Source organism: Micromonospora sp. CA-240977 (genome assembly GCF_050942285.1).
GTDB lineage: Bacteria > Actinomycetota > Actinomycetes > Mycobacteriales > Micromonosporaceae > Micromonospora.
This window is the reverse complement of record NZ_CP192055.1, coordinates 2,145,909-2,167,586: the sequence shown is the minus strand read 5'-3', so window position 1 is coordinate 2,167,586 and position 21,678 is coordinate 2,145,909. Positions and strand designations below refer to the sequence as shown.

Sequence of the window (21,678 nt, the reverse complement as noted above, 5' to 3'; positions counted from 1 at the left end):
GTGGCGTTTCACAGCGCAACCCTCAGAACACCCGATCATCCCTTGACCAGCCGGCAACGACAGACCTATCTTCGTGCGAACCGATTTGTCGAATCGGTTCGCCTCATGGTCGGACGGCGTCCGACCCGCGACGGTCAACCCGCACACCCCACCTGACGATCGACTGAAGTGAGGCACCACATGACAGGACTCAGTCGTCGACGGCGTCTGGCCGCCGTCGCCGTGATAGCACTTGCCGCAGTGACCGGCAGCGCCTGCTCGTCGTCCTCCGGCGACGGGTCCGGCGACGGCGGCGGCGCCTACCTCGTCTGGGACCCGTATCCGCAGTTCGCCGCCGACTCCGAGTGGGTCGCACTGCTCAAGAAGTGCGGCACCTCGGCGGGGGCGACGGTCGAGCGGACCGGCTACGACACCACCGACCTGACAAACAAGGCCCTGCTCGCCGCCCAGCAGGGCAACTCACCGGACGTGCTGATCGTGGACAACCCGGTCATCTCGACACTGGCCGAGGCCGGCGCGCTCACCACCACCGACGACAACAAGCTCGACGTCTCGGCCATGGCGACGAACCTGCTCGGCGCCGGTCAGAGCGGGGGCAAGACGTACGGGGTGCCGATCGGGGCGAACACCCTCGCCCTCTACTACAACAAGGACCTGCTGAAAGCCGCTGGCGTCGATCCGGCCTCGATCAAGGACTGGCCGTCGCTGACCACGGCACTGACCACGGTCAAGGCCAAGGGGAAGAAGGGCATCACCTTCTCCGCGATCGGCACCGAGGAGGGCAGCTTCCAGTTCCTGCCCTGGTTCTGGGGCTCGGGAGCCCAACTGACCAGCCTGGACTCGCCGCAGGCGGTGTCCGCGTTGACGCTCTGGTCGGACTGGCTGAAGCAGGGCCTAGCCCCGAACTCGGTAATCAACAACACCCAGACCACGAGCTGGCAGGAGTTCGCCACCGGCAACTACGCGTTCGCCGAGAACGGCACCTGGCAGCTGGCCAACGCGGAGAAGCTCGGCTTCTCCTACGGCACCATCGCGATCCCGGCCAGCGCGGGCGGCCCGGCCCCGGCGCCCACCGGCGGTGAGTTCGTCTCCATCCCGGTGCAGAAGAAGACCGGCCGGTACGAGACGTCGCAGAAGATCGTCGCCTGCCTCACCAACGCCGACAACCTGCTCACCACCGACACGACGCTGTCCTACGTGGCACCCGTCGCCGCCGTGCAGGATCGACAGGCCGCCGCCGACCCCAAGCTCAAGGTCTGGGTGGAGGCGGTCCGGGCAGCCAAGGGCCGCACCGGTGACAACCTCGGCACGAAGTACCCGAAGATCTCGGAATCCCTGTGGACCGCGGTGCAGGCGGCCCTCAGCGGTGGGAAGTCACCGGGCGAGGCGCTGACCGCTGCGCAGGCCGCGACCAGGTAACCGCGCCGAACCGACACCATGCTCCCCACGACACACAGCTCCACTGCCGTACCGGATCAGGGTGGGGCGGCGAAGTCCGCCCCACCCGGTCCTCCCCCGTCCCGCGCCCGCCGGCCCAACCGATGGCTGGCGTGGGGCTTCCTGGCACCCGTGACCCTCTACCTGGCGGCCTTCTACGCCTACCCGCTCTACCGCAATCTCGAGTTGAGCCTGCGCGAGTACACCGTCCGCTCGTTCGTGCAGGGCGGCGCGCCCTTCGCCGGCCTCGACAACTACCGGACGGTCCTGACCGATCCGGCCTTCGGGTCCACCCTGGCGCACACCCTGGTCTTCACCGGCGCGTCGCTCGTCTTCCAGTTCACCATCGGCATGGCGCTGGCTCTCTTCTTCCACCAGAACTTTCCCCTGTCCCGCACGTTGCGGGCGTTGATCCTCGTACCGTGGCTGCTACCGCTGATCGTCTCGGCCTCGACCTGGTCGTGGCTTCTCAACAGTGACTCCGGGCTGGTCAACGCGGCCCTCGGCGCCGTCGGGATCGACCAGGTCAACTGGCTCACCTCGCCGGGCTGGTCGCTCGCCTCGGTGATCATCGCGAACATCTGGATCGGCATCCCGTTCAACCTTGTGGTGTTGTACAGCGGGCTCCAGGCGATCCCGGTCGAGATGTACGAGGCGTCCGCGCTGGACGGCGCATCGGGCTGGCAACGGTTCTGGGGGATCACCTTCCCGCTGCTCCGCCCCGTCTCCGCGATCACGCTGCTGCTGGGGCTGATCTACACGCTGAAGGTCTTCGACATCATCTGGATCATGACGAAGGGTGGCCCGACCAACTCCTCCGCCACGCTCGCGACCTGGTCCTACCGGCTCGGCTTCGGCAACCTGCTGCCCGAGTTCGGGCCGGGTGCGGCCGTCGGCAACCTGCTCATCGTGATGGCCCTGATCGCCGGCCTCGTCTACATCCGGATCCAGCGGAGGCAGAACCTGCCATGACCACCTCCACACCTCGGGTCTGGTGGAAGACCGTCGTCGGTCTGGTGCTGACCGGGCTGATGCTCTTCCCCGTCTACTGGATGATCAATGTGTCGTTCACCAGGGACCAGGACATGCGGGCCACTCCCCCGCACCTCTTCCCGACCAACGGCACGCTGGACGGCTACCGGGCCGTGCTCGACCAACAGTTGCCGTACCTCGGCACCAGCTTCCTGGTCGGTCTCGGCACTGTGGCGCTGACCGTCGCGCTGGCCGCCCCCGCCGGATACGCGCTGGCGAAACTGCGGCCCCCCGGCGGCACGGCACTGAGTTTCGTCCTGCTGATCGCCCAGATGATCCCGGGCATCATCATGGCGATGGGCTTTTACGCCATCTATCTCAGTCTCGGCGTCCTGAACACCCTGCCCGGTCTGATCCTGGCCGACTCGACGCTGGCGGTGCCGTTCGCGGTGCTGATCTTCACGGCCTTCATGTCCGGAATTCCCGACGAGCTGCTCCAGGCCGCCGTGGTCGACGGCGCCGGTCGGCTGCGGACGTTCTGGTCGGTCGTGCTCCCGGTCAGCCGCAACTCGATAGTCACTGTGTCGCTGTTCGCGTTCCTGTGGTCGTGGTCGGACTTCATCTTCGCCTCGACGCTCGCCGGCGGCGCCGACCAGCAGCCCATCACCCTCGGCATCTACCACTACATCGGCAACAACAACCAGCAGTGGAACGCCATCATGGCCACCGCTGTCGTCGCCTCCATCCCCGCCGCGGTGCTGCTGATCCTGGCCCAGCGCTACGTCTCGATGGGCGTGACCGCCGGCGCCGTCAAGGACTGACCACCCGCACCACAGAAAGGCACCCGCCACCCATGACCGTCGCCCCGTCCGGTCCGGAGTTCCCCGTCCAGGACATCCCGTTCAGCTACCGAGGAGCCTGGTTCAACATCTCCCCGGTGGTCGCCGAGAAGACGTACGCCGACGATCTGCACCTGGTCTCCCACCAGACCGGGCTACACCCCGTCCTGCGGCTCTCCCCCGCGGCCGCCGACGCCACCGTCGTCGCCACTCCCGCGCTGCTGACCTGGCGGAACGGCGCCGACCGGATCGAGGCCGTCTACGACGGGCCGGACACCCTGCGGATCCGGGGCCGGCGGCTCGGCCTGCGGGTGGCCGCCGCCGCGCCCACCCTCACCCCGTTCAGCGGCACCTACCTCTACCACGACCCGGTCGACGGATCCCACGTGTTCACCTCGTACGAGACCGGTCGCCGCTACCGGATCACAGTGCTCTCCGGCGCTCTCGAACGGGCCGCCGGGGTCGAGGCGCTCGGCACCGCGGACCGCTGCGTGGACCTTCCCGGTGACCAGCCCTGGGAGATCGCGATCGAGGAGTACGCCACCGCCCGCCGCCCGTACGCCGGGTCCGTCCCCTTCGACCAACTGTGTCGCGACCGGGCCGCCGAGTTCAGCGCGTTCGTCGACGCGGTCGCGCCGTGGCGCGGCGCGGAGACCCCGGCCGCCGAACTCGCCGCCTACGTCCTGTGGTCCGCCACCGTCGCCCCGGCGGGCTTCGTCACCCGGCCCGCCGTCCTGATGTCCAAGCACTGGATGGACAAGGTGTGGAGCTGGGACCACTGCTTCAACGCGATCGCCCTGGCCGCCGGCGAGCCGGAGCTGGCCTGGCACCAGTTCCACCTGCCCTTCGACCACCAGGACGAGGCCGGCGCCCTCCCCGACTCGGTCACCCACTCCGAGGTCCTGCACAACTACGTCAAGCCGCCCATCCACGGTTGGGCCCTGCGGCACCTGCGTCGACGCCTTCCCCAGCCACCGGACCGGGCGGCGCTGGCGCAGACGTACGACCGGCTGGCCCGCTGGACCCGGTTCTGGCTCGACGCGCGTCGGGCCCCCGGCCACGATCTGCCCCACTACCAGCACGGCAACGACAGCGGCTGGGACAACGCGACCACCTTCGACGGCAACCGGGTCCTCCAGACGGCCGACCTCGCCGCGTTCCTGGTGTCGCAGCTGCGCTGCCTCGCCGACCTCGCCACCGAGCTGGGTGAGCCCGCCGAGCAGTGGTCCCGGGAGGCCGACCGGATCCATGCCGCCATGCTGCGGGACCTGTGGGACGGCGAACGCTTCACCTCCCGCAACCCGCACACCGGCCATCGGCGGGCGAGTCGCAGCCTGCTCGACCTGATGCCCGTCGCGCTCGGCGCCGACCTGCCCGCTCCGGTCGCCGCCGCGCTGACCCGGGGCGTCGAAACCCACCTGACCACCCACGGGCTGGCCACCGAGCCGACCGACTCGGCGCACTATCTCGCCGACGGCTACTGGCGTGGCCCGATCTGGGCGCCGTCGACCGTGCTGGTCGAGGACGGCCTGCGCCGGGCCGGGCAGACCAGGATCGCCGACGAGATCAGTCGACGATTCCTGGCGCTGTGTGAGAAGTCCGGATTCGCGGAGAACTTCGACGCCGAGACCGGGGCCGGGCTCCGGGACCGCGCGTACACCTGGACCGCCAGCAGCTATCTCATTCTGGCCGCTGGTCAGGAGGAACGGCGGGTCACGAAGGGGTAGCCGCGTCCACCCGCCGGGCCGGGACCGGACCGGTGCTGGCCCGCAACGAGATGGGCGGGCTGTACAGCCGGTGGCGTGGCACAGCGTCGGGGGCGGCGATGCTCTCCAGCAGCAGCGCCACGGCCTCGGCGCCCATCTCGACCATCGGGACGTCAGCGGCGGTCAACGGCGGGCGGAAGTCCTCCGCCCAGTGCTGGGCGGCGACACCGGTGACGGAGAAGTCGCGGGGCACGGACAGACCGGCACCGGTCAGCGCGCGCTGCATTCCGGGCAGCGCGGCCTCGTTGATGGTGGCGATGGCCGTGACGTCGGGATGGGTCACGAGCAACTGTTCCACGCACGCCTCGCCGGAGGCGGTGTCGTCGCCGCAGCAGACCTCCACGCCGGTCAGGCCCCGCTCCACCGCCGCCACCCGGAAGCCGGCCAGCGCTCGGTGACTGGGGCCGTAACCCGCGGCCACCAACTCGGCGGAGCGGTTCACCAGCGCCACGTGCCGGTGCCCCAGATCGGCCAGGTGGTGCACGCAGCGGGCGATCAGCCCGGCATAGTCGATGTCGATCCAGCTCATGTCCTGTGGCTCGGCTATCCGCCCGATCGTGACGAACGGCAGACCGGCCCTGGTCAGGCGGGTCACCCGGTCGTCCGCCAGGCGGATCTCCATCAGCACCACGCCGTCCACCCGACGCCCGGTGACGATCCGCTCGAACGACCGGTCATGGTCACCACCGGACGGCGACAGCAGCACATCCAGGTCGTGGCGAGCGGCCGCCTCGACGACGCTGGCGACGAAACCCAACTGCATGTCGGTCAACCGCTGGCTCGCCGGGGGAATCACCAGGCCGAGGGTGCGGGTGCGCCCCTCCTTCAGCGCGCGGGCGCTGGCGTTCGGTCGGTAGTCCAGCTCGTCGATGACCGCCTGGATCCGCTGCCGGGTCGTCTCCGACACGGTCCGCTTCCCGCTCAGCACGTAGGACACGGTGCTGCGGGACACCCCCGCCCGGCGGGCGATCTCCCCGATGTTCATACCGCGCCCTCGAATCGATTATTGCCCCGACACGGGGACGCACCGTCTTTCGCTGCTGAGCATATCCGTCCTGGATCTCGGGTCCGAGTCAGGAAGTCCGCAGCCAGCACGGGCACAACCGACGATTCCGGCACTCGGCGAGACGGATGCCTGTCGATGTTAATCCGGGTGGTCGCCGAACCGGACGCGACAGCGCCGAAGGCTGGCGCAAGATATGGATGCGCATTAATGTAAAAAGGTGTGACGTGTGATGTCGGAGTGGACCGGTAGAGGCGTAATCCCGCACCGCGGTCGTCCATTCCGCCGAGACCGTACCCATCGACAGCGCCACCGCCGACGGCGCCAACCGCGCCGCTCCGGGGCCAGTGCGGCAGCTCGACCCGTCACCACCGCCCCACCACACCACCGAGAGGATCCGATGAATGTGAAGAGACGACTCCGTCGCCTGCTGGCCGCCACGGGGACCCTGCTGGTCCTCGCCCTGGGCGCCAGCATCTACGTGGTCTCGGACGCGCCCGGCATCGCCCGCGCCGCCGGCACGGGACCGTGCGACATCTACGCCTCGGGTGGCACCCCCTGCGTGGCCGCGCACAGCACCACCCGCGCCCTGTACGGCGCGTACAACGGCCCGCTTTACCAGGTCCGGCGCTCCTCGGACAACACCACCCGCGACATCGGTGTGCTGAGCGAGGGTGGCTACGTCAACGCCGCCACCCAGGACTCGTTCTGCGCCAACACCACCTGCGTCATCACCATCCTCTACGACCAGTCCGGCCGCAACAACCGCCTCACCCAGGCGCCCCCCGGCGGCTTCTCCGGCCCTGCGCCCGGCGGATGGGACAACCTCGCCGACGCGAAGGCGGCACCGGTCACCGTCGGTGGGCAGAAGGCGTACGGCGTCTACATCGCGCCCGGCACCGGATACCGCAACAACAACACCAACGGCGTCGCGACCGGCGACCAGCCCGAGGGCATCTACGCCGTCGTGGACGGCACGCACTACAACCAGTGGTGCTGCTTCGACTACGGCAACGCGCAGACCAACGTCCTGGCCGACGAGCGCGCGATCATGGAGACCGTTTACTTCGGCGCCAACAAGCAGTGGGGCTACGGCGCCGGCGCCGGCCCCTGGATCATGGCCGACCTGGAGTGGGGGCTGTTCTCCGGGGTGAACGCGGGCTACAACAACATCGCGTCCATCAACCACCGATTCGTCACCGCGATGGTCAAGGGCGAGCCGAACCACTGGGCCATCCGGGGCGGAAGCGCCCAGTCGGGCGGCCTGACCACCTACTTCGACGGACGCCGGCCCAACGGCTACAACCCGATGAAGAAGGAGGGGGCCATTCTGCTCGGCATCGGCGGCGACAACAGCATCACCGGGCGGGGCACCTTCTTCGAGGGCGTGCTGACCTCCGGCTACCCGACGGCCGCGACCGAGGACGCCGTGCAGGCCAACATCGCCGCCGCCGGGTACGCACCGGCCGCTGGCGGAAACCCGCAACAGGGCGTGCAGGTCGTCGGCGGCCAGTCCGGCCGCTGCGTCGACGTGCCGAACGGCACCACCACCAACGGCACCCAGGTGCAACTGTGGGACTGCATCAGCAACAGCACCGCACAACGCTGGACCTACACCGCCGGCAAACAACTCCAGGTGTACGGCAACAAGTGCCTCGACGCCAACGGCCAGGGCACCACCAACGGCACCCAGGCGATCATCTGGGACTGCCACGGCGGCACCAACCAACAGTGGAACATCAACGCCAACGGCACCATCACCGGCGTCCAGTCCGGGCTCTGCCTCGACGCCAACGGAGCGGGGACCGCGAACGGCACCAAGCTCCTCCTCTGGGCCTGCAACGGACAACAGAACCAGCAGTGGTCCACCCGTAGCTGACCCCGCGCCACCATCCGATCGGTCGGGCCGCCTCCGCGCAATCCGCGGAGGCGGCACCGCCGGTGGCGTCGGACGCGCCTGCCCAGAGTGGCCTAGTGCAGCCAGCGCAGCGCGGCATCGGCAGTGTCCTCGGGGCTGCTGTTGAAGGCGATGGCCGCGCCGGGAGCATGCTGCCGGACGAGGTTGACCACCTTCTCGAAGAGCACGAGTAGTGGCTCGTGCTTGCGGATGCCGCCACCGACGACCACGCAGGCGTAATCTCTCCGGGTCAGCGCCTCGACGATCGCCCTCTCGGCGTCCTCGTCGGGCGCCACCAGACACAGGTCGGCCGCAATGCCGAGATCATCGAAGCGGGCCTGACCGCGTGCAATCGCCGCCACCACCGGCGCGGGATCCCAGCCAGGGGTCCTGGCCGGATCGAGGCCGACCACCAACACCCGTCCACGGGTCATGCGTCCCCCACCTCCCTCGAAACATCCTCAATCATCCTCGCCAACTCCCTCAGGTCGTCGTTGAGCTGATGATCGCGCCCGGCCAGCAGGTGCAGCCGCGCCTGCGGAATGACGTCGGCGTACAGATCGGCGTGCCCCGGCACCGCCGCCCTGGATGAACAGCACCTGCCGCCTGGTTGCCATGTCGATCCTCCTCGCGCCCGAAGCGGGCCGCGCCGTCGGGCGCTCGTTACCGGAACCCGGAGCCTGCGATGATTTTCCGGTCGTCGGACCGAGAAAGTCGTACCGGCTGTCGATCCGGAGCCCTGCTGGCTCGTCGTCAATGTAGGGGCCACCACCGACGGGGCCCGCACACGATGGGATACGAGACATGGCCAAGTACATGATCCTTATCTACGGTGACGCGCAACAGTGGGACGCGATGACCGACGAGCAGTGGAAGGCGCACGACGCCGCCCACGTGGCGTTCGTGGCCGAGGCCGGCGATCGGATCATCGGCGGGCACCAGTTGGAGACGGCGCCCACCGCCACCTCGCTGCGCTCGGACGCGCTCGGTCAGCTCGAGACGACCGACGGTCCGTTCCTGGAGACCAAGGAGGCACTGGGCGGCTACTACCTGCTGGAGGCGGCCGACCTGGACGAGGTGCTGGCTCTGGCGGCACTGCTTCCCGAGGTGCAGGCGGCTCACAGCGGTGTGGAGATCCGTCCGGTGGTCCACCACTGATGAACGACACGGTCGTCGCGGCGGTCGCGCAGGCGCACCGCCGCGACTGGGCCCAGGTGTTCAGCACCACCGCCCAGCTGACCCGCGACCTCGATCTCGCCGAGGAGTGCACCCAGGACGCGTTCGCACAGGCCCTGGAGACCTGGGCCGAGAGTGGCATCCCGGACCGGCCGGGCGCCTGGCTCACCACCATCGCTCGCAACCGGGCCCGGGATGTCCTGCGCCGCGAGTCGGTGTTCCGGCGCAAGATGCCACTGCTCGTCGCTGACGAGACGATGCCGGGTCCCGAGGATGGTCTGGTCGACGACCGGCTGCGCCTCATCTTCACCTGCGCCCACCCCGCCCTGTCCCGGCAGGCGCAGGTCGCCCTGACCCTGCGCCTGGTGTGCGGGCTGTCCACCACGGAGGTGGCCCGCGCGTTCCTGGTGCCGCCGAGCACCATGGCCGCCCGGATCACCCGGGCCAAGCGGAAGATCGCCACGGCCCGCATCCCGTACCGGGTACCGGGCCCGGATCAACTCGGTGAGCGGGTCAGCGCCGTACTCGAGGTCGTCCACCTCATCTTCACCACCGGCCACACCGCGCCGGTGGGCGCGCACCTGGTGCGGCAGGACCTGGTGGACTGCGCGATCGGTCTGGCCCGCATGCTGCACCTGCTCATGCCGACCGACGCCGAGATCAGCGCGCTGCTGGCACTGCTGCTGCTCACCGCGGCACGCCAGGACAGCCGGCTGTCCGTCGACGGGCGGCTGGTGCTCCTGTCCGAGCAGGACCGCACACGCTGGAACTGGCAGCTCATCGCCGAGGGCAGGTCGTTGTTGACCGACGCGCTGCGCCGACGGCCACCGACCCGGTACGCCCTGGAAGCCGCGATAGCTGCCGTACACACCGAGGCGCCAACCTGGCAGGACACCGACTGGAACGAGATCATCGGGCTGTACGGCGCTCTGCTCCGGCTGTGGCCGTCGCCCGTCGTCGGCCTCAACCGCGCGGTGGCGATCGGGCTACGCGACGGCCCCGAAGCCGGACTCGACGCGCTCACACCGATGCTCGCCGATCCGGCCCTGGCCACCTACGGATATCTCAGCGCCGCCCGTGCTGATTTCCTGCGCCGGTTGAGGCGGTGGCCCCAGGCCGTGACGGCCTACGAAGAGGCGCTGACCCTCACCGACAACGACGTGGAGCGCGCCTTCCTCACCGAACGGTTGACGGACGTCAGGCGGCATCTGTAAGGGTCAGCACCTCAGGCGTCGTAGCCGGCCTCAGGCATCCTGCTTGCTCGGCACCGTCGCGCCTCGGCTGGCCATTGTGGCTATCGCCGCCACCCCCAGCAGCAGGGCCGGAAGGACGAACCAGAGACCGACACCGAGGCCCAGCAGGAGCGCCCACACCAGGATCACCAGTGCCGCGACGGTTGTGGTAGTGGCGACGGCACGGTGGGTCAGGTCCGCGATGAGGGGACAGATGGCCGCAACCGCCGGTACGCCCAGCAGATAACTGGCGGCGCCACCGCTGTCGTCGATCGTGAACGGCAACAGCGCGATGACGATCCAGGCTGTGGCGGCGACCGCGAGGATTCTCAGGAGCAGACCGATCGATCCGGATGCCGCACCGCGCCTGCGTAGGCTCACGAACGCCGCAGCGGCAATGAAGAGCGCGACAAGGCCGCCGGCGATGGTAGCCACGTTCATTTCGCTTCCTCCGTCCTCATGACGTCAGCGAGCCTCGCCTCGTACACGTGGACCGGCCACTTCTTCCGCAACGAGTCGGCGAGCTGGCGCAGGTGTTCGTCCTGACGGTACGCGGTCATCGCCGATTTGACACGGTAGGCCAGCGCTTCGTCCCAAGCGACCGTTTCGAAGGAGATCCGCTCGACGCGGACCACCCACCAGCGCTTGTTCTTCGGGTCGGCGGACAGCCCGATCCCACCAGCGGCGGCAATCGCATAGGCCGCCCGGGTGATCATCGCATCGACCTCGTCGTGCTGATCGTCGATCGTGGCGGTGCCGCTCTTCGTCGGTTTGTCCTCGCGGAGCAGTCGCTGGAACGTCGGCTGATCCGCGCCGGCCACCCGCTCCATTGCCTTCTTGGCCTGGTCACCGTCCGCGAACTCCGCCCAGGCCACCTCGGCCAGAGCAACGTCGCCGAACAGGTTGCGATGCTCCTGATACCAGGACCGTGCCTCGTCGTCGGTGATGTTGTCGATGGTGAAGCCGGGATTGTCGCGCTGCTCCTCCTTGATGAGGCTGGCGATCTGTTCGGCTCTGGTTGACGCCTTGAGGCCGCGGCGAGCGGCTTCACGCACCAGGAGCTCGTCGCGGATCGCCAGGTTCAGTGCCTCCCCCCAGGGTCCGGAGTAGCCGCCCACCACCACCACCGGCGGCAGGGGATCATCAGGCATGAGTGCTTGGACACGTTCGACAGTGATTGGTTCGCCCGCCACCGTGGCCAGCGCGTTCGGTGGCGGGTCCACCGACTTCTCGGTGGACCCGCACCCGGACGCCGAGACCGCGAGCATGACGAGCGCCACGGACATCAGCAGTCGCTTCATCGTACGAGGGCCTCAGACTCTAACCGCATTGGTTGCTTGAATACAGGAAGTCGTCATCGGCTTCGAAATATTCGTCGCCGCATTCGGCGTCCCACGGATTCGTCGATCCGCCGTGCTCACGACCGCAGCGATCGTGGTCCGCACAGTCATAGGTGTATCCGGTGATGATGAAACAACCACCACCGCATTTACCCATGCAGTCGTACGAGGCCGGGCCAACATAGATGCTCTCGCCCAGGAAACAGTGGCTGTCGGCGTCGTGGACAACCCACGCGTTCTCATTGCATCCGGTGTAGAGGATGCCGTCCTCGTTGCTCTGCTGGCACGCGGCGAGCACCGCGCTCCGGGCCGCGCTGTTCGGCGCGGTAACCGAGGTGCCCTCCTTGACGCACGACTCGGCAGCGAGCTTCATGTCCGGAACCTTCGGCTGGCCGTACCGCTCCACCGGGCGGGGCACCTCCAGGTTGCCGATCTTGGTGCCGACCGGCGCCTCGGCGACCAGCATGGCGAGGCGGATGGTCAGGTCCCGGTGCAGCGAGACCGGCGTCTTGGCGGCATTGGCCGGCTTGACCCAGGACGATTCGAGGGACTTGGCGAAGGCGCCGAGCGCGGTGCGCTCATCGGGCTGGAGCGAAGCCCCGCCACCGGACCAGTTGGCGACACCCTTGCTGATGTCCTTGCTGGCGGTGAACTTCTTGCCGGCCACGGACAGGGACACCTCCGCAGCCACGGCGCTCTTGGCCTCGGCCGAGAACTCGATCATCGTGGCCGAGCGGGCGAATGTGCCGGAGTCACGGTCGGCCGAGGACTCGGTTGCCCGGAAGTCGTTTGTGGACAGTGGTTGGAGCGACGCCGCGGCGGCGGCCGGCGCGGACCCTGGCGCAGCCAGGGCCACCGCGAAGCCGACCGCCAAGATCTTGGCGAGGAGCAGAGGTACTCCGAGCGTACGTTTCATGCATGCCATCCCCTCGTGAGGTCCGGTAGGGGGTGCAGCAGAACTAGTCGCTCTTTCGAATGGCGATGAATCGACCGCCACACGTGATAACACCCCCCGCTAAATGTTACCGCCGTCCATCCTCGTTGATAAATGTACATGCGTCAATGCAAGTCCTTAAAGGATCTTTTGGTCGAGGTCTCGACCACGGCACTTCTCGGGTACATAGGACGCGGCGGACCCGAGCTGGCGGACCGCCGTCGACGCACGGCCGGCACCCAGCCGCGGCACCGCGCGACGCCCGGGCAGATCGGCAAGTGATACCTGTTCAGAGCACCTGAGGACGACGCGGGCGGTTGAGCATGTTATCGATAACATGCTATCTTTCGGCGCGGGAGTGAAGGGCACGCTCCCAATCACGAGAGTCGATCGACAAAGGCACGCCGAGGGCGACGCTCTCCGGCCGCCCTTGCCAGTCGGTGACCAGTCCGGGCCGCTCCGCCGATGCCAGGCGACCGCAGGCGGTTGCCGGACAACCTGGGTCCGGCTGCATGCCCCAGCTTCCAAGGCCCGTCGCGGACAACCCGACAGCGGCGGTACGGCCCGCACGCCACCCGTGCACGCCGCACCGACCGCACGCCGGCCCGCAACGGAAGGGGAGCCGTATTCCGGCACCTGGGAGTGCCACAGCCACCGATCACCACCTCACCGCCCCGTCCGCCCGACGACCCGACCGCTGACGGCGGGGCGCGAGCCGTCATCCACCAACCTGCTGTCACAACGGGCACGGCCGGCGGTCGCCGGGACCGGTCCCGCGCACCACCACCACAGGACGACCAGTGGCAAGGAGTCACGCAATGGCAAAACAGAGACAAGTCTTCTCGTTCATCGCGGGCGCGGCGGTTCTCCTCGCGGCGACCGCCGGTGGCGTGCTGAACGGCGGCCTGCGGGGAGCGGCGGTGGCCGCGACGAACGGCACGCTCGCGGCCACCGCAGGCTGCGGCAAGGCCCCGACGCTCACCAACGGGACCCGCACCATTCAGAGCAGCGGCCAGAGTCGCACCTACATCCTGCGGATCCCGGACGGTTACGACAGAAACAAGCCGTACCGGCTGGTCTTCGGCTTCCACTGGCTGAACGGCTCGGCCAGCAACGTCGCTTCAGCCGGCTACTACGGGCTTGCGCCGCTGTCGAACAACACTACGATCTTCGTCGCGCCGCAGGGAATCAACGCTGGTTGGGCCAACACCAACGGTCGCGACCTGACCCTCTTCGACGACATCTCCCGGCAGGTCGAGAACGACCTCTGCGTCGACACGACCCAACGCTTCGCTCTGGGCTGGAGCTACGGCGGGGCGATGAGCTACGCCGTGGCCTGCGCCCGACCCACCGTCATCCGCGCTGTCGCCGTCCTGTCCGGCGCCAACCTCAGCGGGTGCAACGGCGGCACCCAACCCGTCCCCTACTTCGGCATCCACGGCATCTACGACAGCGTGCTGAACATCTCCCAGGGCCGTGCGCTGCGCGACACCTTCGTCAGGAACAACGGCTGCACCGCGCAGAACCCGCGCGAACCAAGCCGGGGCAGCCTCACCCACATCACCACCACCTACGCGGGCTGCCGAGCCGGCTATCCCGTGCAGTGGGCCGCGTTCGACGGAGACCACACCCCCAGCCCGGTCGACGGATCGTCCAGCCCGAACGACAGCAGGACCTGGACCTCGGGTGAGATCTGGAGATTCTTCAGTCAGTTCCAGTCCACCACTCCGCCCACCACCCCCCCGCCGACCACGCCCCCGCCCACCACGCCCCCGCCCACCACGCCTCCACCGACCACGCCCCCGCCGACCACGCCCCCGCCGACGACTCCGCCCCCGACCGGGGAGCCCGGCAACTGCGCCGCCACCTACAGCCTGGTCAACAGTTGGCCGGGTGGCTTCCAGGGTGAGGTCACCGTCGCCAACAGCACCGCCGCCACCGTCAACGGTTGGACCGTCGGTCTGACGCTGGCCAGTGGCCAGGCCATCAGCAGCCTCTGGGGCGGCGTCAACTCGGGCACCACCGGCACCGTCACCGTCCGGAACGCCGCCTACAACGGCACGTTGGCGCCGAACGCGTCGACCACCTTCGGGTTCACCGCCACTGGCAACGGCGCCACCCCACCCGGCGCCATCACCTGCACCAGCCCCTGAGCGACGAGCGACACCGGAGGCCCGGAGCCACTGGCTCCGGGCCTCCGCAGCGGCGGTGCGCCGGTCAGCGCGGCGGCCCGGTCCGCGCTGCCGCCCGAAGGATGCCGTCGAGGCCCTCCTCGAACAGCAGGTCGTCGTTCCATCGGGTCTCGTCGAGGTGGCCGGAGGCGTCGAGGGTCGGGTACTCGTCGGCCCTCGCGGCGATGTGGTCGCGGGCCGCGGCCCGCGCCTGCGGGTCCGCGGTCTGATGCCACGTGGCTTCGGTGAGCGCGGCGCCGATGACGTAGTTGGCAAGCATCCGCGTGGCCACCGCGAGCGGAAGTCCGCGACAGCCGCCGCGCACCAGCGCCGCCTGGAGGAATTCGGTGCGGGCGAGGACGTTGGGCCCGAGCATCGGACGTCCGACCAGACTCGGTGCCCAGGGATGGCGCAGCATCGCGGCGCGCCACGCTCGGGCGAGGAGGCGGGCGTCCTCCAGCCAGTCGCCGCTCACGACCGGGATGGGCACGTCGCCGAAGATCCGGTCAACGGCCAGGTCCAGGACGTCGTCCTTCGTCGTCACATGCCAGTAGAGGGCGGTCGCCGTCACGTCGAGGTGCTGAGCCAGGCGGCGCATGGTCAGACCCTCGACGCCACGGTCGTCAAGCAGCGTCACCGCCGCGTCCACGATGCGCACGAGGGTCAGCGGCGCTCTCCGGCGCGAACGAGCGGCCTCCGCACGTAGCCATACCGGCGGTGACGTGCGGCTGTCTCGTCGTCCGACCGAGGTGGTCGGCGGCACGCCCGGCTCTGCGCTGGTCATGGGGCCACTCTAATGCACTGGACAGGCAACTTAACGTCGGTAAGCTAATTGAACAGACAAAGACGGCCGTTACATCGGCAAGGAGGTTGGCGAATGCCTCTGCTGCGAATCCACCTCGACAGCGACCGGATCACCGCCCGCCGCGTTCTCCAGCTACACCGGGACGGCAAGACACACCACGAGTCGCGGGAAGCAGCACGGGAGGAGGCGTGGCGCCAGGGCCGCACCCCGGCCGGTGACCCGATCTTCGTCGGCATCACCAACGGCCGCCGCCACGTGCAGCTCCTCTACGACGTGGAGGTCTGCTCCGACACGGCCGGTTGAGTGGAGCCCGCGGCGTCCCCTCCGCGGAGGGAGCGCACTCCCCCGCGCCGGGGAAGAGGAGTCGTCCATCCCCCGCAGATCATCAATTGGTGATTGCCGGCGGGTGGCTGCTGGTCTCCGGGGCGGATGGACCGCGCCTCGACCAACGGTCCGGTGAGCCGGCCCCGCACCGTCCGTAGGGGAGCGACATGTCCGACCGCACCGCTCGTACGCACCGACCGGCAGCCGCCGATCGGGTAAGACAGTGGGCGCTGGCGTGCGCCCTCTTCCTCGTCGGCGAGGCGACCCTGCGCCTGTTTTGGATCGCCGGCGGTCGATGGGCGTACACCGCCTGCGACCGGACCGCTCTGGTCGATCCGGCCGGGGGATGCGGTGCCGACCACGTCGAGACGCTGCCCTTTTGGGCGGGCTGGGGAGCGCTGGCGGTCGGCGTCGCCCTCGCGGCGGTGGTCGTGTGCGCGGTCCGCTACCCCGGCCGTGCCGCGACCATCGGTAGCTGGCTCGCGGCGGCGCTGCTGATGGTCACCGCGTTCCCGCTGCACCTGGTCTTCGAGGTCCCGGCGGCGTTGACCGGACGCCCCTCGGACTGGCGTGACCTCGGCGCCCGGCTCGCGCTGCTGGCCGGTGGCATCCTGTTCGCCGGGCTGGCGAACGCGTCCGGCCCTCGGCTCGGACCGGTGACGCCCGGCTACCGGCCGGTGCCCCGCTGGACGCGCCGCTGGGCGTACGTGGCGGTCGCCCTGCCGGTGGTCGGCTGGGCCCTGCCACATGGGCTCTGGGTCCTCGGCGTTCCGTTCGGCATCTCCGAGCAGGCACTGAACGACATCGACAACGACCTGTCGACGCTGACGGGGGTGGCGATCACTGTCGTCCCACCGGTCGCCGGCCTGCTCGTACTCGGGCTGGTGCAGCGGTGGGGGCAGCAGTTTCCACGCTGGATGCCGGGCCTGGGCGGTCGACCGGTCCCCCGGCTGCTGGCGGTGGTCCCCGCCGGGACGGTGGCGCTCACGCTTGTCGTGTACGGCGTGCTGAGCAGCGCGATGTTCGTCGGACGACTCCTCTCCGGTGAGCTGTCGTGGTCGGACGTGTGGGACGGGTGGGCGGTGACCGCCACGTTGCTGGTGTTCCTCGGCTGGGGAGTCTCGATGGGCGTCACGACCGTCGGCTACGCCCTCAGCACCCGGTCGCGTCCGGAACGGACGGCAGGCGCCGGCACCGTACCGGGGGCGCTGAGCGGCGGCGCGTGACGGCGCGCCGGCACGCCGGCCCGGAACTGGCCGCGCGCCCTAGGCCGACGCGAACCCGTCGTACGGATCCCAGTGCGCCGCGTAGCGCAGCAGGGAACGGGCCAGGTCAGGGTGGGCCGCCGCCCACCGGGTGTCGAAGAGGAACCACTGGTCGAACCCGAAGAAATCGTCGATGTACTTCGCGACCTGCGCGATGTGCGGGCCGTGTCGGATCAGCGATCCGGTGGCGGCCCCCGGGGTCAGCAGCCGCAGGATCTCCCGGTGGCTCGCGTCGTGCCCGGCGGCGGCGAGGCCGGCCGGTGACGGGTCATACCCGGGCAGGCGACCTCAAGATCCTCCGACGTGACCGCGTGCTCCGCCGGTACCGGGCCGTCGGCCGCGAGGTCGGGCAGCACTCCTCGGGTCACGATTCCGGCTGCGAACGCTGCGTCGACCCGTACATGACGCCGCCCGTGGCGTACCTCATCCGTGATCAGATTCAGGGTGCTCAGCTCTTCGTCGTCGCCCCACCGGCCCTGGTTGCTCGGCAGTTCCTCGGTCGCACTCATGGTGGGGCAGAGGCCAAGGACTCAGCCTTCCAGGTAGGCGAGTACCGCCAGGATGCGGCGGTTGTCGTCCTCGGAGGGCTTGAGACCGAGCTTGGTGAAGATGCTGTTGCTGTGTTTGCTGACGGTCTTCTCGGTGACGAACATCCGGGCGGCGATCGCAGCGTTCGAGCGACCCTGCGCCATCAGGGTGAGGACCTCATGCTCGCGTGGGCTCAGCTCCAGGAGCTTGGGGTCGGTGGAGCGGTGGGTGAGTAGCGCACTCACCACGTCGGGGTCCATAACGGTGCTCCCGGTAGCGACCTGCCGGACACTGGCGACGAATTGGTCGACGTCCGTAACCCGGTCCTTCAACAGGTAGCCCACCGCGCCCGCGCGATCCGACATCAGTTCCCGGGCGTAGATCTGCTCGACATACTGCGAGAGCACCATGATGGGCAGCCCTGGAATCTGGCGGCGGGCCTCGATCGCGGAACGCAGCCCCTCGTCGGTGAAGGTCGGCGGCAACCGCACGTCGACGATGGCGACGTCGGGGCGGTGCTTCGTCAGCGACCGGATCAGCGCGGGGCCGTTGTCAACGGCTTCCACGACCTCGAATGAATTGGCCCGCAGGATCCTGATCAGGCCCTCGCGGAGCAGGGGGAGGTCCTCGGCTATCACGATACGCACGGCAGCGACATCCTCACCTCGGTAGGTCCGCCCGGCGGGCTGTCAACGGTCAGCGTGCCGTCGAAGGCCGCCAGGCGACGGACGATGCCACGCAGGCCGGTGCCGGAATCGATCGAAGCACCCCCACGGCCGTCGTCGGCCACCAGCATCGTCAGTTCCCCGGCAGCGCCGCCCCGGTGGGGTGCGAACTCCACGGTGATCCGGATCTGCTGGGCCTGGGCGTGCTTGATGGCGTTCGACAAGGCCTCGGCGACGGCGAAGTAGGCCGCGGACTCGATCGGGGCCGGCAGCCGTCCGGGTAGGCGGGTCACCACCGTGGTCGGGATCGGATTGACCAGGGCCAAGGCCTTGAGTGCGCCGTCCAGGCCACGGTCGGCCAGTAGCGGCGGATGGATGCCTCGTACCAGGTCGCGCAGTTCGGTCAGGGCGCTGGAGGTCGACTCGCGGGCCTCGGCCAGCAGCTGCTGGACGGCCTGCGGATCGCTGGGCAGCAACTGTTCGGCCAAGCCCAGGCTCATACCCAGTGACACCAGCCGGGCCTGCGCGCCGTCGTGCAGGTCGCGTTCGATTCGGCGCAGTTCGCCGGCCTGGGTGTCGACGGTCTCAGCTCGCGAGGTCGCCAACTGTTGGACGCGGGCCCGCAGGCGCGCCTGTTCGGTGGGGCCGAGCAGAGCGCGGATCACCCGAGCGTTGAGGTTCGCGAGGCGCGCCGCAGTGACGTACCAGAGCAGAAGGAAAACCGGACCGAGCGGTACCAGCCCGAACGACTGCGCGACGCTGTGCAGCCGGAAGGCCTCCCCCATCGGAGTGCGGAATACCTGAGAAGGCGTCAGTTGATAGATGAGCGGGTAGGCCAGGTATACGACTCCGAAGACGAAGAACAGCAGCGACAGTCCGCAACTCAACCATATGGTGATCGAGTTGACCACCAACCAGATCCAGTCTCGCCACGTCGCCGGGTCGCGCAGGATCGCCCAGAGCCGCACCGGCCACCCGGCATCCGGCGTCGGCTGATAGGGCCGGGCGGGCACCGGTTCGCCGAGCCGGTCGGCGGCCCACTGGCGGTGCAGGTCGGCAAACCAGCGCACCAGTACGGTCGCGAGCAGGGTCAGTGGGATTCCGGCGCCAAGCGCGGCGATCGATATCGAGGTGATCCAGAGCGTGGCCAGCACGGCACCTAGGACCGCGCCCGGCAGCAGCACCAGTGACCATCCCAGCAGGCTCATCCGCTGGGCCAGCGCGGAGCGCGGAATCGGACCGTTGCGAGCGACGAGACCCGGCCCGGAGCCGTCCCGCGAGGGCGAGGAGCCGCCGGGAAGGGCGCTTCCGCTGTGATCGGTCATCTCACTCCATCATTGCGCATCGTGCCGAATCGCCGGGCTGGTGATTCACAGCGGCCGGCGGTCCGCACTTCCCCACGGTGGGTTCCGCCACTCCGCGTGGATCCAGCGAGCATGGTGTCCGTCTGTGGCCCACGGAGGCTGGCATTGCCGGTCGACGGCTCGATCGATCGACACCCGCGCACACGTTACCCATCGCGTAAGCAGTTCCGGCCCGCTCCCCGAATCTCGACCACCACCTCGCCGTCATCGGGATCCGGACCGTGTGGCTTGTCGCGCTCGCCTACGGCGCTGCCCGGGTCGTCGGCAGCTGCGCCACAACGAATTCCGAGTCGGCCGGACACTCCGTGCTCGCTCTAGCGGGCTCTAGCGGTGGCCGCACGCGGTGAGGTCGTCTCCGCAGACTGGTTGATCGAGACCGCCTGGGCGGTGCTGGTCAACCAGGCTGCGCCGGCCCCATTCCCCCGGCACTATGGCCGTTACTTGACGGTGGCGATCATCTGTTCGATTTCCTTGAGCACCAGGGCGGGCTTGTCCTGGGGAACGTCGTGAGAGCTTCCCTTGGCGATGACGAGTGTGCGGTCGGGCCCCGCCTTGGCGAACGCCGCTGCCGCGTCGCGCCAGGCCTGAGCGTCCTGCGGAGATCCGTCGAAGGGTGTCTTGTCCGACACGACATAGATGACGGGGACGCTGTCGGGCCAGGAGATCTTGTGGTACGCCTGGTGCGTGGGACCGAAGTTGTCGGCCGTGGCGATGAGCTGGCGGTTCGCCTTCGTCGAGGGCGCCTTCTTGAGCTCTTCGATCTGCGGCGCGGTTAGCGTGACGAGGCGTTGGGTCTGGGTGTCGGTGAAGAATTGCGGCACGTTGGCATCGATGAGCACCGCCCCGGAGACAACGCCGGGGTTCGCGAGGACGAAGTAGTGGGCCACCTCTCCTGCCTGCGAGTGGCCCGCGAGGACCACGTTCTGGGTGACGCCGAGTTCACGCAGACCGGCCTGCAGGTCGGAGGCGGCGGCCTGGGGGTCCCAGGGGCCCTTCACCTCCTCGCTGGCGCCCAGACCGGCCCGGTCGTAGGTGATGATCTGCGATCCGGTGGCCTGCGACAGTTGAGGCACCAGGGCATCCCAGTACGAGGAGTCCTCGCCGCCGCCGGCGTCCAGCACGATGGTGGGAGAACTTCCGGGCGTGACGTGGAAGGCAAGCTGATGCCCGTTGTTGGCGATCATATGCAAGCCCGCTGCGGGGGCCGAACTTGCCGGGCCGGCCGTGTTTGGCGAGGTCGAGGGAACGGCGGCTACCGAACTGGCCGCGGGTGCGGCCTTCGGCGCCGCCGAGTCATCACACCCGGCGACTGCCGCTATCACGGCGACGGGAAGGACGAGGGCCAGGGCGGCCCGATGGAACCGGGAGATCTTCTGCGTGGTCATGGAAATGAGCTTCCACGGTTTCTGGATCTTGCTCGATCCTGCTACCACCCAGTCGGGTTGGGAGTTACCCCTACCCTCGCCGAGGGCAAATCAGAACCCGTCAGGCAGGGTGCCCGGTCCGGGCCGGACGCACCAGCGCCTGCCGGTGGGTCGGTCAGCAGGTGGGTGCCGGTGGACCAGATTCCTGGCTGATCACCGCCAGCCGGCCGCGAACGTCCCGGCCGTGCAGTTCGAGGTTCAGGTCGCGTTTGAAGGGCTGGGCAGCGTCGCGGGCTTCGCCGCGACGCTGTTCGCGATCCTCGCCATGCCGCTCGGGGGCTTCGTCACCGTCCGGATGACCGCGTTCGTGGCTGCCGAGTCCGACCGGCGGCTGACGTTGTTCGCGAGTCAGCCAATCACCCGGCTCCGGCTGATCGGGGCCGAGATCGCCGTCACCGCCGCAGCCGCGACGGTCCTGGTCACCGGCGCCGGCCTGGCGACCTGACGGGACCGGGACCGCGCCGTGGTGACGGGCGAGCGCCGCGTGCCCCACTGCGCCGCGCGTGCGCCCGGAAGCGAGGTCTGACGGCGTCATG

At 69.1% G+C, this 21,678-nt stretch carries 20 protein-coding genes; 11 read left to right on the top strand and 9 right to left on the bottom strand.

The features are described 5' to 3' along the window. Positions 1–180 precede the first annotated feature (180 nt). The 4 genes from ACQPWW_RS10150 to ACQPWW_RS10135 all read left to right on the top strand — a co-directional run bounded on the left by ACQPWW_RS10150 (position 181) and on the right by ACQPWW_RS10135 (position 4,975). Positions 181–1,419 carry a sugar ABC transporter substrate-binding protein gene (locus ACQPWW_RS10150; protein ID WP_433131372.1) on the top strand — a complete coding sequence of 413 codons (1,239 nt, stop codon included), beginning with the start codon at positions 181–183 and terminating at the stop codon, positions 1,417–1,419. A gap of 150 nt (positions 1,420–1,569) precedes the next feature. After that, positions 1,570–2,409 (top strand): carbohydrate ABC transporter permease, encoded by an 840-nt coding sequence (locus ACQPWW_RS10145; protein ID WP_433131370.1) that lies wholly within the window; start codon positions 1,570–1,572, stop codon positions 2,407–2,409. After that, positions 2,406–3,230 (top strand): carbohydrate ABC transporter permease, encoded by an 825-nt coding sequence (locus ACQPWW_RS10140; protein WP_433131367.1) that lies wholly within the window; start codon positions 2,406–2,408, stop codon positions 3,228–3,230. Before ACQPWW_RS10145 ends, ACQPWW_RS10140 begins: the two co-directional genes overlap by 4 nt. Positions 3,231–3,262: 32 nt before the next feature. Then, on the top strand, positions 3,263–4,975 hold the full coding sequence (locus tag ACQPWW_RS10135) for an amylo-alpha-1,6-glucosidase (protein WP_433131365.1): 1,713 nt from the start codon (positions 3,263–3,265) through the stop codon (positions 4,973–4,975). Here the strand turns inward: ACQPWW_RS10135 and ACQPWW_RS10130 are convergent. After that, the gene (locus ACQPWW_RS10130; RefSeq protein WP_433131363.1) at positions 4,962–5,999 is read right to left on the bottom strand and encodes a LacI family DNA-binding transcriptional regulator; all 1,038 of its coding nucleotides are present in this window, start codon (positions 5,997–5,999) and stop codon (positions 4,962–4,964) included. The two genes, ACQPWW_RS10135 and ACQPWW_RS10130, sit on opposite strands and share 14 nt — an antisense overlap. A 418-nt stretch (positions 6,000–6,417) precedes the next feature. On the opposite strand from ACQPWW_RS10130, the gene ACQPWW_RS10125 reads away from it, so the two are divergent. Next, on the top strand, positions 6,418–7,896 hold the full coding sequence (locus tag ACQPWW_RS10125) for an arabinofuranosidase catalytic domain-containing protein (protein WP_433131361.1): 1,479 nt from the start codon (positions 6,418–6,420) through the stop codon (positions 7,894–7,896). A gap of 92 nt (positions 7,897–7,988) precedes the next feature. Here the strand turns inward: ACQPWW_RS10125 and ACQPWW_RS10120 are convergent, their stop codons facing one another. Next, complete coding sequence (locus ACQPWW_RS10120) at positions 7,989–8,348, bottom strand: hypothetical protein (protein WP_433131359.1); 360 nt, start codon at positions 8,346–8,348, stop codon at positions 7,989–7,991. Between the two features lie 370 nt (positions 8,349–8,718). Between ACQPWW_RS10120 and ACQPWW_RS10115 the strand changes: the two genes are divergently transcribed. Together ACQPWW_RS10115 and ACQPWW_RS10110 are read left to right on the top strand one after the other, a co-directional pair. After that, on the top strand, positions 8,719–9,072 hold the full coding sequence (locus ACQPWW_RS10115; protein ID WP_433131357.1) for a YciI family protein: 354 nt from the start codon (positions 8,719–8,721) through the stop codon (positions 9,070–9,072). Continuing rightward, on the top strand, positions 9,072–10,304 hold the full coding sequence (locus tag ACQPWW_RS10110; protein ID WP_433131355.1) for an RNA polymerase sigma factor: 1,233 nt from the start codon (positions 9,072–9,074) through the stop codon (positions 10,302–10,304). Before ACQPWW_RS10115 ends, ACQPWW_RS10110 begins: the two co-directional genes overlap by 1 nt. 30 nt (positions 10,305–10,334) lie before the next feature. On the opposite strand, the gene ACQPWW_RS10105 is transcribed toward ACQPWW_RS10110, so the two are convergent. From ACQPWW_RS10105 to ACQPWW_RS10095, 3 genes are read right to left on the bottom strand one after another with little or no spacing between them, the layout of a single operon-like run. Further along, positions 10,335–10,763, bottom strand: coding sequence for a hypothetical protein (locus ACQPWW_RS10105; protein WP_433131353.1), 429 nt, complete (start codon positions 10,761–10,763; stop codon positions 10,335–10,337). Then, entirely contained in the window at positions 10,760–11,623 is an 864-nt protein-coding gene (locus ACQPWW_RS10100) for a peptidyl-prolyl cis-trans isomerase (RefSeq protein WP_433131351.1), read from the bottom strand. Before ACQPWW_RS10100 ends, ACQPWW_RS10105 begins: the two co-directional genes overlap by 4 nt. A gap of 19 nt (positions 11,624–11,642) precedes the next feature. Continuing rightward, on the bottom strand, positions 11,643–12,578 hold the full coding sequence (locus ACQPWW_RS10095) for a hypothetical protein (protein WP_433131349.1): 936 nt from the start codon (positions 12,576–12,578) through the stop codon (positions 11,643–11,645). A gap of 836 nt (positions 12,579–13,414) precedes the next feature. Between ACQPWW_RS10095 and ACQPWW_RS10090 the strand changes: the two genes are divergently transcribed. Then, positions 13,415–14,749, top strand: a complete 1,335-nt coding sequence (locus ACQPWW_RS10090) for a cellulose binding domain-containing protein (RefSeq protein ID WP_433131347.1) — start codon at positions 13,415–13,417, stop codon at positions 14,747–14,749. Positions 14,750–14,813: 64 nt separating this feature from the next. Here the strand turns inward: ACQPWW_RS10090 and ACQPWW_RS10085 are convergent, their stop codons facing one another. Next, positions 14,814–15,551 carry a TetR/AcrR family transcriptional regulator gene (locus ACQPWW_RS10085; protein WP_433131345.1) on the bottom strand — a complete coding sequence of 246 codons (738 nt, stop codon included), beginning with the start codon at positions 15,549–15,551 and terminating at the stop codon, positions 14,814–14,816. A 93-nt stretch (positions 15,552–15,644) separates the two neighbouring features. On the opposite strand from ACQPWW_RS10085, the gene ACQPWW_RS10080 reads away from it, so the two are divergent. Beyond that, positions 15,645–15,875, top strand: coding sequence for a hypothetical protein (locus ACQPWW_RS10080; protein WP_433131343.1), 231 nt, complete (start codon positions 15,645–15,647; stop codon positions 15,873–15,875). 188 nt (positions 15,876–16,063) lie between these two features. Beyond that, positions 16,064–17,122: a hypothetical protein gene (locus tag ACQPWW_RS10075; RefSeq protein ID WP_433131341.1), complete on the top strand. Its 1,059-nt coding sequence runs from the start codon at positions 16,064–16,066 to the stop codon at positions 17,120–17,122. 569 nt (positions 17,123–17,691) lie between these two features. On the opposite strand, the gene ACQPWW_RS10070 is transcribed toward ACQPWW_RS10075, so the two are convergent. The 3 genes from ACQPWW_RS10070 to ACQPWW_RS10060 form a co-directional block, all read right to left on the bottom strand. Further along, complete coding sequence (locus ACQPWW_RS10070) at positions 17,692–18,336, bottom strand: response regulator transcription factor (protein WP_433131339.1); 645 nt, start codon at positions 18,334–18,336, stop codon at positions 17,692–17,694. Continuing rightward, positions 18,324–19,679 carry a sensor histidine kinase gene (locus ACQPWW_RS10065; RefSeq protein WP_433131336.1) on the bottom strand — a complete coding sequence of 452 codons (1,356 nt, stop codon included), beginning with the start codon at positions 19,677–19,679 and terminating at the stop codon, positions 18,324–18,326. Before ACQPWW_RS10065 ends, ACQPWW_RS10070 begins: the two co-directional genes overlap by 13 nt. 476 nt (positions 19,680–20,155) lie before the next feature. Beyond that, a complete protein-coding gene (locus ACQPWW_RS10060) occupies positions 20,156–21,103 on the bottom strand; it encodes an alpha/beta fold hydrolase (RefSeq protein ID WP_433131334.1) in 948 nt (315 codons plus the stop codon). Positions 21,104–21,326: 223 nt separating this feature from the next. Here ACQPWW_RS10060 and ACQPWW_RS10055 point away from each other — a divergent pair, with 223 nt between their 5' ends. Next, positions 21,327–21,587, top strand: coding sequence for a hypothetical protein (locus ACQPWW_RS10055; RefSeq protein WP_433131332.1), 261 nt, complete (start codon positions 21,327–21,329; stop codon positions 21,585–21,587). Positions 21,588–21,678: the final 91 nt, after the last annotated feature.

Excerpts from the sequence above, each read along its gene's own strand:
- ACQPWW_RS10150 (WP_433131372.1), top strand. The coding sequence starts at position 181 with ATGACAGGACTCAGTCGTCGACGGCGTCTGGCCGCCGTCGCCGTGATA.
- ACQPWW_RS10140 (WP_433131367.1), top strand. The coding sequence starts at position 2,406 with ATGACCACCTCCACACCTCGGGTCTGGTGGAAGACCGTCGTCGGTCTG.
- ACQPWW_RS10135 (WP_433131365.1), top strand. The coding sequence starts at position 3,263 with ATGACCGTCGCCCCGTCCGGTCCGGAGTTCCCCGTCCAGGACATCCCG.
- ACQPWW_RS10130 (WP_433131363.1), bottom strand. The coding sequence starts at position 5,999 with ATGAACATCGGGGAGATCGCCCGCCGGGCGGGGGTGTCCCGCAGCACC.
- ACQPWW_RS10125 (WP_433131361.1), top strand. The coding sequence starts at position 6,418 with ATGAATGTGAAGAGACGACTCCGTCGCCTGCTGGCCGCCACGGGGACC.
- ACQPWW_RS10120 (WP_433131359.1), bottom strand. The coding sequence starts at position 8,348 with ATGACCCGTGGACGGGTGTTGGTGGTCGGCCTCGATCCGGCCAGGACC.
- ACQPWW_RS10115 (WP_433131357.1), top strand. The coding sequence starts at position 8,719 with ATGGCCAAGTACATGATCCTTATCTACGGTGACGCGCAACAGTGGGAC.
- ACQPWW_RS10110 (WP_433131355.1), top strand. The coding sequence starts at position 9,072 with ATGAACGACACGGTCGTCGCGGCGGTCGCGCAGGCGCACCGCCGCGAC.
- ACQPWW_RS10105 (WP_433131353.1), bottom strand. The coding sequence starts at position 10,763 with ATGAACGTGGCTACCATCGCCGGCGGCCTTGTCGCGCTCTTCATTGCC.
- ACQPWW_RS10100 (WP_433131351.1), bottom strand. The coding sequence starts at position 11,623 with ATGAAGCGACTGCTGATGTCCGTGGCGCTCGTCATGCTCGCGGTCTCG.
- ACQPWW_RS10095 (WP_433131349.1), bottom strand. The coding sequence starts at position 12,578 with ATGAAACGTACGCTCGGAGTACCTCTGCTCCTCGCCAAGATCTTGGCG.
- ACQPWW_RS10090 (WP_433131347.1), top strand. The coding sequence starts at position 13,415 with ATGGCAAAACAGAGACAAGTCTTCTCGTTCATCGCGGGCGCGGCGGTT.
- ACQPWW_RS10085 (WP_433131345.1), bottom strand. The coding sequence starts at position 15,551 with ATGACCAGCGCAGAGCCGGGCGTGCCGCCGACCACCTCGGTCGGACGA.
- ACQPWW_RS10080 (WP_433131343.1), top strand. The coding sequence starts at position 15,645 with ATGCCTCTGCTGCGAATCCACCTCGACAGCGACCGGATCACCGCCCGC.
- ACQPWW_RS10075 (WP_433131341.1), top strand. The coding sequence starts at position 16,064 with ATGTCCGACCGCACCGCTCGTACGCACCGACCGGCAGCCGCCGATCGG.
- ACQPWW_RS10065 (WP_433131336.1), bottom strand. The coding sequence starts at position 19,679 with ATGACCGATCACAGCGGAAGCGCCCTTCCCGGCGGCTCCTCGCCCTCG.
- ACQPWW_RS10060 (WP_433131334.1), bottom strand. The coding sequence starts at position 21,103 with ATGACCACGCAGAAGATCTCCCGGTTCCATCGGGCCGCCCTGGCCCTC.